This window comes from Candidatus Nitrosopumilus sp. bin_32a (assembly GCF_054095935.1).
The window spans coordinates 92,663-107,721 of the sequence record NZ_JBSWSN010000001.1 but is presented as its reverse complement, the minus strand read 5'-3'; the positions used below and the strand labels follow the sequence as shown (position 1 = coordinate 107,721).

At 27.6% G+C, this 15,059-nt stretch carries 16 protein-coding genes; 12 read left to right on the top strand and 4 right to left on the bottom strand.

Annotated features, from left to right (window positions below; translation table 11 throughout):
- The first annotated feature begins 48 nt into the window (after positions 1 to 48).
- Genes ACW9XH_RS00545 through ACW9XH_RS00535 form a run of 3 tightly spaced genes read left to right on the top strand, consistent with a single transcriptional unit; the run spans position 49 to position 2,549 of the window.
- Entirely contained in the window at positions 49 to 864 is an 816-nt protein-coding gene (locus ACW9XH_RS00545) for a CBS domain-containing protein (RefSeq protein WP_457758706.1), read from the top strand.
- Positions 865 to 922: 58 nt separating this feature from the next.
- On the top strand, positions 923 to 2,248 hold the full coding sequence (locus ACW9XH_RS00540; RefSeq protein ID WP_457758705.1) for an MBL fold metallo-hydrolase: 1,326 nt from the start codon (positions 923 to 925) through the stop codon (positions 2,246 to 2,248).
- 7 nt (positions 2,249 to 2,255) lie between these two features.
- A complete protein-coding gene (locus ACW9XH_RS00535) occupies positions 2,256 to 2,549 on the top strand; it encodes a Rieske (2Fe-2S) protein (protein WP_457758704.1) in 294 nt (97 codons plus the stop codon).
- A gap of 3 nt (positions 2,550 to 2,552) precedes the next feature.
- On the opposite strand, the gene ACW9XH_RS00530 is transcribed toward ACW9XH_RS00535, so the two are convergent.
- Positions 2,553 to 3,497 carry an iron-containing alcohol dehydrogenase gene (locus ACW9XH_RS00530; RefSeq protein WP_457758703.1) on the bottom strand — a complete coding sequence of 315 codons (945 nt, stop codon included), beginning with the start codon at positions 3,495 to 3,497 and terminating at the stop codon, positions 2,553 to 2,555.
- 63 nt (positions 3,498 to 3,560) lie between these two features.
- On the opposite strand from ACW9XH_RS00530, the gene ACW9XH_RS00525 reads away from it, so the two are divergent.
- Genes ACW9XH_RS00525 through ACW9XH_RS00510 form a run of 4 tightly spaced genes read left to right on the top strand, consistent with a single transcriptional unit; the run spans position 3,561 to position 6,235 of the window.
- On the top strand, positions 3,561 to 4,463 hold the full coding sequence (locus tag ACW9XH_RS00525; protein ID WP_457758702.1) for an isocitrate lyase/phosphoenolpyruvate mutase family protein: 903 nt from the start codon (positions 3,561 to 3,563) through the stop codon (positions 4,461 to 4,463).
- Positions 4,456 to 4,944 carry a thiamine pyrophosphate-binding protein gene (locus tag ACW9XH_RS00520; RefSeq protein ID WP_457758701.1) on the top strand — a complete coding sequence of 163 codons (489 nt, stop codon included), beginning with the start codon at positions 4,456 to 4,458 and terminating at the stop codon, positions 4,942 to 4,944. Before ACW9XH_RS00525 ends, ACW9XH_RS00520 begins: the two co-directional genes overlap by 8 nt.
- The gene (locus tag ACW9XH_RS00515) at positions 4,937 to 5,485 is read left to right on the top strand and encodes a thiamine pyrophosphate-dependent enzyme (protein ID WP_457758700.1); all 549 of its coding nucleotides are present in this window, start codon (positions 4,937 to 4,939) and stop codon (positions 5,483 to 5,485) included. The genes ACW9XH_RS00520 and ACW9XH_RS00515 overlap by 8 nt, the downstream gene beginning before the upstream one ends.
- Before the next feature lie 6 nt (positions 5,486 to 5,491).
- Positions 5,492 to 6,235 carry a phosphocholine cytidylyltransferase family protein gene (locus ACW9XH_RS00510; protein WP_457758699.1) on the top strand — a complete coding sequence of 248 codons (744 nt, stop codon included), beginning with the start codon at positions 5,492 to 5,494 and terminating at the stop codon, positions 6,233 to 6,235.
- A 1-nt stretch (position 6,236) separates the two neighbouring features.
- Here the strand turns inward: ACW9XH_RS00510 and ACW9XH_RS00505 are convergent, their stop codons facing one another.
- The 3 genes from ACW9XH_RS00505 to ACW9XH_RS00495 form a co-directional block, all read right to left on the bottom strand.
- On the bottom strand, positions 6,237 to 7,361 hold the full coding sequence (locus ACW9XH_RS00505) for a sulfatase family protein (protein ID WP_457758698.1): 1,125 nt from the start codon (positions 7,359 to 7,361) through the stop codon (positions 6,237 to 6,239).
- Positions 7,362 to 7,391: 30 nt separating this feature from the next.
- Positions 7,392 to 8,747, bottom strand: coding sequence for a helix-turn-helix domain-containing protein (locus ACW9XH_RS00500; protein WP_457758697.1), 1,356 nt, complete (start codon positions 8,745 to 8,747; stop codon positions 7,392 to 7,394).
- A gap of 129 nt (positions 8,748 to 8,876) precedes the next feature.
- Positions 8,877 to 10,235, bottom strand: coding sequence for a sulfatase family protein (locus ACW9XH_RS00495; protein ID WP_457758696.1), 1,359 nt, complete (start codon positions 10,233 to 10,235; stop codon positions 8,877 to 8,879).
- A gap of 97 nt (positions 10,236 to 10,332) precedes the next feature.
- Between ACW9XH_RS00495 and acpS the strand changes: the two genes are divergently transcribed.
- The 5 genes from acpS to ACW9XH_RS00470 are packed head-to-tail and all read left to right on the top strand — an operon-like array spanning position 10,333 to position 15,055.
- Positions 10,333 to 10,707, top strand: a complete 375-nt coding sequence (acpS, locus tag ACW9XH_RS00490) for a holo-ACP synthase (protein ID WP_457758695.1) — start codon at positions 10,333 to 10,335, stop codon at positions 10,705 to 10,707.
- Positions 10,704 to 11,759 (top strand): 4-hydroxy-2-oxovalerate aldolase, encoded by a 1,056-nt coding sequence (locus tag ACW9XH_RS00485; protein ID WP_457758694.1) that lies wholly within the window; start codon positions 10,704 to 10,706, stop codon positions 11,757 to 11,759. Before acpS ends, ACW9XH_RS00485 begins: the two co-directional genes overlap by 4 nt.
- Positions 11,695 to 13,215 (top strand): class I adenylate-forming enzyme family protein, encoded by a 1,521-nt coding sequence (locus ACW9XH_RS00480; protein WP_457758693.1) that lies wholly within the window; start codon positions 11,695 to 11,697, stop codon positions 13,213 to 13,215. The genes ACW9XH_RS00485 and ACW9XH_RS00480 overlap by 65 nt, the downstream gene beginning before the upstream one ends.
- Positions 13,215 to 14,378 carry a class I SAM-dependent methyltransferase gene (locus tag ACW9XH_RS00475; RefSeq protein ID WP_457758692.1) on the top strand — a complete coding sequence of 388 codons (1,164 nt, stop codon included), beginning with the start codon at positions 13,215 to 13,217 and terminating at the stop codon, positions 14,376 to 14,378. Before ACW9XH_RS00480 ends, ACW9XH_RS00475 begins: the two co-directional genes overlap by 1 nt.
- 29 nt (positions 14,379 to 14,407) lie before the next feature.
- Entirely contained in the window at positions 14,408 to 15,055 is a 648-nt protein-coding gene (locus ACW9XH_RS00470) for a cyclase family protein (protein WP_457758691.1), read from the top strand.
- The last annotated feature ends 4 nt before the right edge of the window (positions 15,056 to 15,059 follow it).

Here is a 15,059-nt window from a genome sequence, read left to right as displayed (position 1 = left end):
TTTGATAATATCTAATTAATTATTATAGTAAAAAATTTGTAATGATTTATGCTTAAAGCAGAAGACATTATGAATTCTGTAATTTCAATTGATAAAGAAACCAGTATTGGAGAGACAATTTCCAAAATGTTGAAAGAAAAAATTAGTCGTATTTTAATTTCTGAAGATAAAAAAATTACAAAAATTGTAAGTCAAAAAGATATTTGTAGTTTTTTACTAGAAAAACAAAATGAAGCAATAGATGAAATACCTATTGAAAGGATATCAAAAAAAATATTATCAGTAAATCCAACTGAAAATATTAAAACGTGTACAGAATTAATGATTTCGAAAAATATTGGATCATTAGGAATAAAATCTGATAAAATTATTGGGATTTTAACAAAAACAGATATTGTGAAAATTATTCAAAATGAGTTAAAAGGGAAAAAATCAGCTGTGGAAATAATGTCCAATGATTATTTATGGGAATTTTCAAATGTAACAATAAGTAAAATTTTTAAGAAAATGTTTGACTTTAACATTTCTAGATTAATTCTTAAAGATGAAAATGAAATTCCAGTGGGTATTATAACAATGAGTGATTTGTTGAAATTAGGATTTACTGATTTCAATACAAATTCTATCAATGAGACAAAATTAGATACAAATTTGCTATTTCACAGATTTAATTCAGAAAAAATTTCAGGTAACAAAATAAGTACAAAAGAAATTCTTTCTGTTCCTATGACTGAAGATATTTCAAAAATTTGTTCATTATTGTTAAATCAACGAATTAATGGTTTAGGAGTTTTGAATGACAATAACATAATTTGGGGAATTTTAACAAAAACAGACATTCTCAAAGCATTTATCAACAAATAATGATTTCATTTAAAATAATCTGTGTAACTTTTAAATTCATTAATTTTCAATGATATGCGTGTTTGTAAGATTTTTAGGTCAAGCATGTACACTGATTGAAACAAAAAATGAAAGAATAATTGTAGATCCTTGGATAGTTGGACCCTGCAATGTCAATACATGGTATACCCTACGAAGCAAAGCAGCAACAAGAAAAAACATTCCAACAGATGTTGATTATATCTATATTTCACATGAACATGAGGATCACTTTCAAGAAGAAACTCTGAAAGAATTTGATAGGAAAATCCCAATTTACATTTGTAAATTTCCCACAAATAGATTTTACAATGAAATTCTCAAGTTAGGTTTTAAAAACATAATTGAATTGTCCTCTTGGAAACCTGAAAAACTTAGTGATGATTTAGAAATTACTGCAATAAAAAATCCAGATTTAATGTTTGAAGATTCTGCATTATTAATTAAAAGCAAAGAAGGAACAGTTTTTTGCCAAACTGACTGTAAGATGGATTTTGAATCACTAAAAAAAGTCAATGCCGCAAAACCAGATATAGGATTTTTCATGTATTCTGTTGCAAATTGGTATCCTGATGCATATAATTATTCTAAAGAAAAACATGATGAAATTGCAAAAAAACGTAAAGCCAACAAAATTAATGGATTTGTTAATTATGTAAATGTGATTAAACCAAAATATGCTATGGCCTATGCAGGAGGTCCACTTTTTCCCCATAAATCACAACTAGAGTTAAACAATCCTGTTACCGGAGTTTTCGGATGTCCTGATGAACCAAAAACTGCTTGGGATAATAGTGGGAATTCCGGTACAAATGTTCTAGTAATGGCAGCTGACGATGAAATAAGTATTGATGGTACACACATAAAAAACAATGAACCAATTTTATCAACTAATAAAATGGATGCGTTAAATGAATTATCTATAGAAGTACAAGAAGATTTGAACAATAGATGGAAAGCAGAAGGTGAAGCATCTACAAAATTATCAACAAAAGTCATAGATTATTTTAATAGAATTATTTCAGAAAATCCAATCGCACGAAAACATATCGATATGAAAGTTCAATTAATTGCAGACGGTAAAAATGGTGGAGAATTCATCTTAGATATTTCAAAAGATAAAGAATCAGGAACGTATGCTACTGAAGGTAAAACAGATGATTGGAATTATCATATGATAATTCCAGCACATTTAGTAGAAAAAGCAGTTTCAGAAGAATTGTTGTGGGAGACATTATTCTTATCTGCAAGATGGAAGGGGGACAGGAAACCAGATGTATGGAATGAACATTTCATTAATTTGCTATATGATCCTGATCCTACTAGAATTAGTAATATTTACAAGATGTATGACAAGTTACATTAGAATATACATGGAATTAAAAATTAAGAAATCAGATATTCCAATAGGAAAATTAATTGAAGTATCTACAAGTCCTAAAGTAATTATTTTCAATAATGGAGAAAAATATTTTGCCATAAGTGGAATTTGTCCACATGCAAAATGGCCTCTTGAATTAGGATTTGTTAAGGATGAAACATTAACTTGTGGTGGCCACGGTTGGGAATTTAACATAGAAAATGGAGAGTGTATTACAAATCCAGGAAGAGATTTGATAAATTATAATATTTTAGAAAATACAGATGAAATAATTATTTCTGATTAAAAATTATAAATTATTTTGTTCATTAATTATTTCTAATAAATCAATAATATTTTTTTTAGTAACAAATTTTGGATTATTATCAAGATGTTTTTTATCAAGAATTATTGTTTCTGCTGCTTCATCTAGTGGCTGGTGTAATTGTATTTTAGTAAAATTTAATTTTTCAACAAGATTTTGAAATCTTTCATAATACTGGGAATCATTAAATTTATGAGCTACACTAGTAGTAAAAGCCAAAGCATGTCCATGAGAAATCCCCTCATTAGAAAATACGTAAGAAAGTGCATGTCCTAATGTCGTAGAAGAATTACCAAACCCAAGACCATCAATTAGAGAGCCCATTACTATTTTTTCATAATTTTTTGTCAGTATTCCTTCTTCTAAAATATCAAATGCATAATTACATAAGAATTTTGTATAGGGGTTTGAAATTTTGCTGTCAAAAGCTTCTGTACATTGAGCACAAGCATCTATAACAGAATTTTTGAGAATTTTTTCATTAGAATTTTTAATAAAATTAGAATCAACTATAGCAACGTCTGCAAAAATTTTGTCATCATGAAAGCTCTTTTTCTTACCATTTATCTTAAGAACAGAAATTCGAGTTACTTCACTGCCACTTCCAAAAGTAGTAGGAATCATAATTTTTAATTTATTCATTTTAAATGCACAATATTTTGCAACATCCATTGCACTGCCACCACCTATTCCAACAATATGAGTAAAATCATATTTTTGAAATTTAGAAATAATTGTTTCAGCTGTATCAATTGAAGGATTAGATTCTACACCATCAAATAACATAGATTTGTTTAATCCAACATAATCTAACCAACCACGAGATCTTGCATTTTTGGATGTCACAACCAAACATTTTTCTGGAAAGGTGAATTCCCGAGCAGAATTTTTTCCAAAAATAATTTTTGGTGGCTGTTTTATACTCCACATATAAACAGATTAAAAAGATCTCTTATTATAGATTAAATCCTCTGCTTAATTTATCAGATCAAAATGAATGACGGAGCCAATATTTTACACTCAAAATTAAATAAAAATAAAATCATCAGAGTAGCAGGTGCATTTGATGCAATGTCTGCAAAATTGGTAGAATTAAATAATTTTGATGCAGTTTGGGCAGGTAGTTTTGCTATTTCAGCCACACATGCATTACCAGATGCTAGTATTCTCACTATGACAGAATTCCTGTCTGCAGCATCAAGTATGGCAGATGCATGCTCAATACCAATAATAGCAGATTGTGATACAGGGTTCGGAGGACCAAGTAATGTTAGTCACATGGTAAAAAAATATGAAAATGCTGGAATAGCAGCAATAAGTATAGAAGATAAAATATTCCCAAAACAAAACAGTCTACTTCAAAACGGTAAACAAGAGTTATTGTCAGAAAGGGATTTTGTTGCAAAAATTATAGCTGCAAAAAATGCCAAAAAAAATAAAAATTTTATGATCATAGCAAGAATTGAAGCACTTATTGTAGGATTAGGAGTTGATGAAGCAATAAAAAGAGCAAATGCCTATCAAAAAGCTGGAGCAGATGCAATTTTAATTCATTCCAAGAAAAATACTCCTGATGAAATTTTTGAATTTTGTGATTCCTGGAATGGAAATATTCCAATAATTGCAATTCCTACATCATACCCAGATGTAACACTAACTGAACTTCAAAAACACAACATAGGTATTGTAATTTATGCAAATCAATCATTACGTGCAGCACATTGGGCAATGGCTGATCATCTCAAAAAATTATCAACAGCAGAAAAACTTAGTGATGTTAAAACTCAAATGACTACAATGGATGAAATATTTCACCTTCAAGAAATGTATGAAATAAAAAAACAAGAAGTAAATATTGAAGAAAATCTAAAAAAATTAGGTTACATAAATGAATGAAGAAACACAACGTATGATATTTCATTATCTTAAAAAAAAGAAAATTGAAAATTTTATAGGAGTGCCAGATTCAACATTAAAATATTTTATCGATGAATGCTTGAAAAATAAAAATATCATCATAACAACTAGAGAAGAAGAAGCTATTGGAATTGCTACTGGAATGTCCTTATCAAAGAGCAATTCTTTAGTATTTATGCAAAACGCAGGATTTGCAAATTCAATTAGTACCATAACTTCATTAGTTCAACTTTATGAAATTCCTTTAGTTTTATTGATAGGTTGGAGAGGATATCTTCCAGATGATGCTCCAGAACATCTTAAAATTGGAAAAATACAACCCGATCTCTTAAAAATTATAGGATTAAAATCAAAAATTTTAACTGATAAAAATTGGAAAACATGTTGTGATTGGGCAGTAAATAATATTAAAAATGAAAAACCATGCGCTCTAATTATTAGGAGAATGTTTCATGATTAGAAAAGAAGCTGTTAAAATTATTACAGAAAATATTGGAAATAATCCTATTGTTTCTGCAAATGGTTTCATGAGTAGAGATTTGTTTGAAATCAGTGATAAAGAATCAAATTTTTACATGATTGGTTCAATGGGTCTTGCATCTTCAATTGGATTAGGGTTATCTTTAAAAAATCCAAAGAAGAAAATTTTTGTTTTTGATGGAGATGGAAATATTTTAATGAATTTGGGTTCCTTGGTAACAATTGGAAGTCTAAAACCTAAGAATATGGTCCATATTGTTTTTGACAACAATAGTCATGAATCAACTGGTTCTCAACCCACTAATTCATCAAACATAAATATTGAAAAAATTGCAAAAAATACTAACTATAATGTATTTACCATAAAAACAAAAGGACAATTAGTTAATATATTAAAAAAAATTCAAAATGTAAAAGGCCCTATCTTTCTTTTAATTAAAATATCAACAAGCAAAGAAAGAAGCAAAAGAGTTTCATGGAAACCTAAAACTATTAGAGATAGGGTAATGAAATCATTATAGAAATTTATGAAAACAATCATAATTGCAGCTGGAAAAGGAAAAAGAATTGCTAACGAATATAAAAATACACCAAAATCATTAATTCCAGTAAATGGAAAAACAATTTTTGAAAGACAAAAAAATGCCTTAAAAAATAACGGTATTGTAGATTTAATTGTAATTACAGGCTCAGAAAATAAATTTAAAGATACAGATGTCAAATACATTTCAGATAATGAAAATGAAAAGCACGATATTTTAGGTAGTTTAATGGTAGCAAAAGAACATCTAAAAGGAGAATTAATAATTTCATATTCAGATATAATATTTCAAGAAAAAATTATTGAACAATTAATTAATACCAAAGGAGATATTGTGATTGCAGTAGATCTTAACTGGAAAAAATCATACGAAGGTAGAACAGATCACCCCCTTTTTGAAGCTGAAAATGTTTTGTGTAATAATAAAGATGAAGTTATACAAATTAAAAAAAATATTAGTAATAATAAAGACAAAATTGGGGAATTTTTAGGACTTATAAAAATGACTGAGAAAGGTTCAAAAATATTTTTAAAAATGATTAATGACTTACAAAAAAATCATATTGGAAAATTTCATAATGCAATATCATTAGAAAAAGGATATCTTACAGACATGATTCAAGAAATGATAGATTCGTCGGTTAAAGTTATTCCTTCATTTGTATCAGGGACATGGTGTGAAATAGATACAAAACAAGATTTAGATAAAGCAAATAAATTATTTACATAAATTATTTATGATCTCTAATTCTGACTAATTCATTCCAAAGTTTTTGCTCTATTTCTGGGAATTGTCCAATTATATTTTCATTTTCAAAAGGATCATTTTTTAAATCATACAATTCTTTAGTATTGTTATAGATATTGTAAATTAATTTCCAATTTGAAGTTCTTACAGATGCCACATTAGGAGTTTTAGGAGGTTGTTTTTCATGTAGAGGATTTCCTGTTTCAGAATAAGCAACTTGTTCTGGTACTTGTTGATTATTAATCAGTGGAATTAGTGAAATTCCGTCTAAACTTGCTTTGTTTTGATTTAATGGGATTTCTAAATATTCTAAAATTGTAGGCATGAAATCAATTGTTCTGATCTGCTGAGAAATTTCTTTGGATGAAAATCGGTTAGATAGAAAATGAGTAATTGTTTTTAAAGTATAATCATAACAAAATGCACCATATGCTCTTTCACCCAATTTTTCACCCACACTAACACCATGATCTGACATAATCAAAATCAAAGAATTTTTATCTAAATCTAAATCATAAACATGTTTTAAAATTTGAGATAAATAATTTTCAGCATTAAAAAATAGTTTATCATATCTACTTTCATTAGATTTTCGGTTATTAAAAAAATCATCACTATAATTTGTAAATTTTTTTAATACATCATTCATTATTCCTGTATGAATATTACTATAGTGTAAATAAACAAAGAAATTTTTATCATTCTTATATTTATCATTCAAATTAGAAAGAATTTCTTTATGCCTCTGTGTTAAATCATCATTTAATTCATCATGTACAATAAATCTATCAAATCCCTGTTTTGGTAAAACTAATTCATTAATTACATCTGCATATGTATAATACCCATCAATTGAAAGATACTCAGTTAAAGTTTGAAATTGTCCTTTTTTAAAATTAAAAGTAGACCAATAGCTATTGGTTCCTGATCTAGTCCCATAACTTCCACTAAATACTGCATGCATTGCAGCTATGGTGTGAGGTCCATAAGTTATAGAATTGGAAAAAAATATTGATTTTTCTTGAATATGATTAAAAATTTTTGAATTTAAAGAACGATCTAAACGACCTCCATCAATCATAATAATTATTACATTTTCTTTTTTCATATCAAAACAAATTTCTAATTATTATTAAATTTAAGAGCTAGAGCCTTTTGGATCAAACCATAGCATAGTTTCAGAAATAGCTCGTTTAGCATTTTCTTTTCCCACAAATGATAATTCCCTTTGCGAATCTCCATTAATTTTTCCGCCAATTCTTAAAATCAAAATCTTACCTTTACCTCTAAAATTATGAGCAACAAATGGTTTAATGTATGCTGAATCTCCAGGCGCTAAAGATTTTTCATAAAAATTTTCAGTGTATTTCCAATTAAGTATAACAGATGAATCTCCAACATTATAGACATATTGATGTAGACCTATGTTTAGATCTAATTTTTCATCATTAGGATCATTAATAATTATTTCAAATGCTTTAGAATGAGGAAGAGCAGTAGTTGATGCAAGTTCAAAAAATTCATAATTTTTGGAATTTTCAGGATATGTCCAATGTGCATATTCATCATAATGTTTTACAATTACTTTAGATTCAATTTTATCATTCGGCATTAAATCCCTAGAATTAACTTGTAAGGATTTTGCAATTGCTTCTAAATCATTGAGTGTTGGAAGTTTTTTTCCTGTAAGATAACTTTGTAAAACATTATTCTGAATGTTTGTTCTTTTTTCAAATTCAGTAATAGAAAGATTTGATAAATTATAATAATAATTTATCAAAGAAGAACTTGATTGTTCTTTTGTACTAAAATCTAGTGCATAATTTGATCCTATATCAGGTGGCAATAAAGAAATCTCTTGTTGAGCGTCACCAGTAAGTTTACTTCCATAAGTTAAAGCTAAAATTAACCCATTAGATCTTGCTCCTTCTCTTGTAGCAAAAGTGTGAGGAGTGAATGGTGTAATATACATTGAATCTCCAGTATTCATTTCAGAAACATGTTTTTTCCCATCTGAATCTTTAAAATAGAAATTAACTTCTCCAATGAAATAAGTAAATTGATGCATGAAATGACCATTATTCCATTGAACGTCTGGATTGTTTGGATCATTATCTTTTACAGTACATAATTCCAAAATCCATTCAGGTCTAAAAGGAGCAGTTTTACTCATTGCAGTATCACGATATTCATAATATGGTTTTCCTGCTCGTTCCATAATTCTGGAAGATTTTTTAGATTCTTCCGAAGTCATAATCAAAATACCAGTTGGGCAATCATCTGAAATAATATAGAAATCTCTATCATTTACAGGCCAAATTTTTGTAGCCATATCAACTAATTCAGATGAGATTTTTTGTTTTCCAGAAATGATTGCGTTTATTTCATCTATAGATATGCCCAATTCTCTGGCTGCATCCTCAGGTCTTCTTTTAATATCATTAAGTAGTCCTAAAAAATTATTCCCTAAACGAATAAGATAAGATTTGTCCATAGGATTGATTTCTTCTCCCATCAAATTATATATCTTAAACATTTCTACTTATTATATTCTTGGTGAAAATTTACCAAAATTACATAAATGTAAAATAAAGAAAAAAATCAAATTTTAGAAAATAATTCATTAAATATAACCAAGTTTTTTAAGTTCATCTTCAACTTTTTTTCTTTCACTGTCACTTAGCAATTCTTGTGGATTAATTGATACATTTTGCAAAATATCATCAAGATACTCCCTCATTTTTTTAACTAAAATAAGTTCATTTTTAGCAATATCATTTTCTTCAAATGGATCATTTTTCAAATTATATAATTGAAAGCTTGATGGATCATTTTTTTCAACCACCAATTTATAATCATCATATTGAACTCCAATAATTTTTTTCCACTTATTTTCATTAGTTGGTAAATTTTCAATATAACAAATTAATGGTTTTAGATTTTCACCATTTAAAATAGGTTTTAAACTGATTCCATCATAATTCTGAGTTGATTTAATTCCTATAATTTGAAAAATAGTTGGGAAAATATCAATTTGTCTAACAGTAAAATTTGAAACAAAATTTTTGATATGAGAACCACATATTAAGAAAGGGATTACTATATTATCAGAATAAATATCACGAGTATGTCCAATTAGATTGAGAAATAATCTTTTTTGATAGATCGAAAGTAAATTTGGATCAATTTTATTATTTATTTTTTTTATTAAATTTAGTTTATAAATATTATATAATTTCATCCAAAAAAAGTTTAATTTTGTAGGAATAGAAAAACCCAATTTCCAAAGAATGCGAAGTGAAGTGGAAGCTTCAAAAGTAAAATTAGAATTATTGTAAGTAATTTTTGGCAAATATGTTGAATGATCTGCAGTAATTATAATCAAAGTTTCATCTAAATTAATTTTTTTAATTAATTTTCCAATAAAGATGTCAATATTAGATAGAATTCGATCATATTCATCATTTCCAAAGTCTGATTTGTTATATTGATCATCAACTATCACAGGTTTGATAAGATCTAGTAAATGAATATAATATATCCAGGGAGATTTAGATTTTATTAAATCTAATTGATTTAAAATTTTTTTATCAATATTATGATTTAATCTGCCATGAAAATTATCAAATGTAAAATCATTACCATTATCTATTTCAGAGAATAAACCAGTACTTGAAAGAACTTCAGGAACTGTAGCCACAACATGATATCCATTTTGTTTTAATGTTGAAAAATGTGTTTTTGTAAAATCGGATATTTTGAAAAAATTGTCATCATCTGAACCAGTTTTAAATGGATGTAATGATGTTAAAATACTGGAAGTTGCACGTTTTGTTGCAGGTATTGAGCTTAATGTATTTGTAAATAATCCTCCTTTTTCAATTAATTTATCAATATTTGGCGTAACTGAAGTTTTTGATTTTCCATAAAATCTATCTGAACGTAAAGAATCAATTACAAGAAACAAAATATTTGGTTTCATTAATTATTGTATCATCATCATGAATAAATATATCATGAAGTTTCGAGAAAAACTATTAGTCTTGTAGATATTGAATTTTTGTATTAATATGGAAAAAATGAGCATAGGTGTAGATATCGAAAATATCAGTAAATTTTCAGATTTAAAGAAAATAAAAGATAGAAAAATCCTCCAAAAGATGTTTACTGATTTAGAAATTGAATACTGTTTTCAAAAAATTAATCCTTCACAGCATCTTGCAGCTAGATTTGCCGCTAAAGAAGCTATAATAAAAGCATACAATTCCATATCAGAAAAAATGCTTTTTCTTAATGATATAGAAGTTAAAAATAATGAAGATGGAAGACCGTTAGTAAATATTAAAAACAATTTTGCCGCAAATATGGATATACTGTTAAGTATATCACATAACAGTGATAACGCTATAGCATTTGCAGTTATATTGAATAAAAATAAGGACATTCACAATTGACTAAGATTAAACTATTAGATACTACACTAAGAGATGGAAGTTATGCAGTAAATTTTTCTTTTACATCATCAGATACATCAAACATCTGTAAGGGATTAGAGAAATCAGGAATTGAATTTGTTGAAATAGGACATGGATTAGGATTTAATGCTAGAAATTTAGGCCATGGTCAAACAGCTCAAACGGATGAAGAATATTTAATTGCAGCAAAGGATGTCTTGTTAAAATCTAAATTTGGAATGTTTTGCATACCTGGAATTGCACGACTTGAGGATATAGATCTAGCTGCAAAACATGGTATTGGATTTGTTCGAATTGGAACAGATGTAAATAAAATTGAATCTTCAAAAGAATTTGTAAAAAAGGCAAAAGATTATGGAATACAAGTTGCAGCAAATTATATGAAATCATATGCCCTAAGTTCAGAAAAATTTGCTGAAAAAGTAAAACTATCAGAAAATTATGGTGCAGATATTATTTATGTTGTTGATTCTGCAGGAGGTATGCTCCCAGAACAGGTTTCAGAATATTTTAAAGAAATAAGAAAAAAGACTGAAATTCAAATGGGGTTTCATGGACATGATAATCTAGGCTTGGCTATAGCAAACAGTATTACTGCAATAGAATCAGGTGCAGATATTATCGACTGCTCACTTCAAGGATTAGGAAGAAGTGCAGGAAATGCATGTACAGAAATCTTGGCAATGGTATTAGCCAAGAAAAATATAGAAACAGGAATAAATTTTGATGAAATTTTAGAGATAGGTAGAAAATATGTTCAACCTTTAATTTCATCAAATGGAAAATCTCAACTAGACATGATTGCAGGATTTGCAGATTTTCATTCTAGTTATATGCATCATATAATTAAATATTCAACAAAATACAATGTTGACCCAATACATTTGATTATAGAATACTCAAAAACAGATAAAGTTGAAATGAATACAGAAGAATTAGAAAAAATTGCTCAAAAATTAAAACGAGATGGTAGTGTATACACTGCAAAATATAGATTTAACAGATACGTTGGACGAGAACAAGATAGGTAATTTGGAAAATATTCAGAAATTATTTAGAGATGTATTTGAACAAAAATGGAATGAAGATTTTATTTATGATGCAATAAATCAAAGAACAGTAAAGTATTCAGAATTCTTTTCTGAAGTAATATCATGTCAAAAAGAATTGAAAAGTAAAGATCTCAAATCAGGGAATATTATTTGTACTCTGTTGGATAATTCAATAGAGTTTGTAAAAATATACTTTGTAGCATTGTTTTCTAATATTACAATAGTACCGATTGATCCAGAAAAAGGAAGAAGTGAAATAAAAGAAATCATTAATGATGTTAAACCTAAATTAGTGATTTATGATAATTTTGATTGTGAATTTTTAGGGGAAAAAATACAAATAAATGAAATAAATCAACAAGTTTTTCAAGAATCAAAAGATAATTTAATATTAATAAATAATTTAGATATTGAACAAGATTTTCTAATAACATTTACTTCCGGTTCTACTGGAAAACCAAAAGGAGTTGTCCATTCTTTAAAAAATTTAATATTAAGTGCATTATCATTTAATGAAAAATTTAATTTTAATTCTAAAAATATTTTTCTGCATAATTTACCTATGTCATATATGGCCGGTATTCTTAATTTAATTTTCTTGCCTTTTATTTCTGAAAGTAAAATTGTAATTGATCATCGGTTCTCTCTCAAAAGCGCAATGGATTTTTGGAAGATTCCTGAAGAATTTTCTGTCAATACTTTTTGGTTCACGCCTACAATTATTGGATTATTATTAAAATTTGATAGATCAAATAAGGGAGTTGAATTTGCCCAAAATAAATCAATTATTGGGTGTGTAGGAACATCACCACTAAACCCCACCATCAAAGATGAATTTGAAAACAAATACAAAATAAAATTGTATGAAAGTTATGGTTTATCTGAAACACTTTTTGTAACTACCAATTCACCTAATTTGAAGAATCATGGTGTTGGAAAATTATTGAAAAATACCAAAATAGATTTGAAAGAAAAAGAAATAAGAATTAAAGTTCCATGGATGTTTAAGAGATATCATGATTCACAGATAAATGAAGATTTGACTGACGGGTATTTTCTTTCAGGAGATCTAGGAGAAATTTTAGAAGAAAATATTTTAGTAATTTCAGGAAGGAAAAAAGATCTCATAATCAAAGGGGGAATAAACCTTAGTCCGAAAAAATTAGAGGATTTTATAATAGATAGAAAAATTTTTCAAGAGTGTGTGGTTTTAGGTTTTCCTGATAAAGTTTTGGGGGAAAAAACAGTATGTTTCATAATATCAGTAGAAAATAATGATGACTTGAAAAAACAGTTGAATAAAAAAATTATCGATGAGTTGGGTAAAGATTATCATATTGATGAATTTATAGAATTAGTCGAAATTCCAAAAACTGTAAATGGAAAAATCAACAAGCCTCAAATTAGAGAATTATATCATAAGAGAGACAAGTAATGATCATACCCAAAGATATCATAATTCAGTCATCTAAAGATGGTAAATGGATTTTTTATAATGTATTTACACGAAATTCGATTGTTACAAAAACAAATGCATTAAAAATAATTTCAGATATTGAATCAGGTATTAAAATTGAAGAAATTGTTAATACAAATCAAGGAGAAAAGTTTGAGATATGGGACATAGAAAGATTTTCAAATTTTGATGGCTTACTAGCAGATCCTACACGTATAAAACGGAATATTTCAGAATGGCCTGAACCTGAAATTTGTGAAATTTCAAAAGTATTAGAGATTTTTAAGAAAAAATACATCATCATAGACAACTATGAAAGATATTTAGAAATTTTTCAATCAAAAATATCTTTACTAGACAATGAACATATTGGGAATTTTCATCAACAACTAGGGCAAAAAATGCTATTAGAGAGAAAAATTAATCCAGATGATTGGTGGATTTCACAAAAATTTAATGAGGATATTTCAGGTATCAAAAACAATCTCTACAAGTCAGTACAAGAAAACTTTCTGAAAGAATTTTTTGAAAAGACGTTCTCTAAAAATAATACAATTCTGGATTTGGGTTGCGGTGTAGGATATTATAGTAAATTAATGGCAAAAAGTGAAGCAAAAGTAATTGGCATAGATCCAAATCAAGAATTCATAGAAATTGCTAAGAAAAATAGTAATGGTGTGGAGTTTAAAGTTTCAGAAATAGGAAATTCTGATTCGTTGGATTGGATTGAAGAAAATAGTATAGACTATGTGTTTATGAGTGATGCATTATTATTTTATTTTGTTCCTCCAAACCCAAAACAAAAATACGAAATACATGATCTATTATCAAGTATAAAACGAATTTTAAAGAAAAATGGAAGATTGTTTTCATTAGAACCTCACGGTTTATTTTTTTTAAGACCGTGGTTTGGGGAAATTGAAAATCCTTTTACAATTATCACCGAGTATAATAAAAAGAAATTTGATATTACGCCAAATCTTAGTGAAATCATTAAATCATTTTTAGATTCAGGCTACATTATAAGAGATTTAAAAGAACTCTATGGAAATAGTGAAACCAAAATCCAGGATAAACGTGCAGAATCATTTTCAAAAGAATTTCCCCTATGGTGGTTTTTTGAATTAGAGCCTGAAAAATAGAAATATTGCTAGTTAAATGAGATAATAAGATGAAGAAAATTATTGATTTGACCTATATGATAAATGAGCAGATGATCACATATCCAACTCCTTGGCATCCAAAAGTTTCTGTTGAAAGACTGGGGAAAATAGAGGATGTAGGAAGAAATACACGAAAAATAACTTTAGGCACTCATACTGGTACTCATATTGATGCGCCACTGCATTTTGTTAAAGATGGGAAAAGTATTGATAAAATTCCACTAGATAAAATTGTAGGAAAAGTAACAATTGTAGATTTTTCACATTTTGAGAAAAATCAACCCATAGAAAAAAAGGATCTTGAAAAAATAAAGATCACTAAAAGAATGATTTTTAGATTTGGGTGGGGTGAAAAATGGAATAAGATGGAATTTTATGAAAATCATCCATTTTTCACTGAGGATGCTGCAAATTTTCTGGTTTCGCAAGGTGTAGAATTACTTGGATATGACACACCATCGCCAGACAACAGTAAACCGAATAATGGCATTGATTCACCTATTCATAAGATACTCTTAGAAAATGAGATAGTATTGCTAGAATATCTTGCAAATCTAGAAAATTTGGATAGTCTAGAAAATTGGAATATAGTAGTTGCACCAATGAAAATTGAAGGTTCAGATGGTTCTCCGTCAAGGGTTTTTCTATATCAATAGGTAA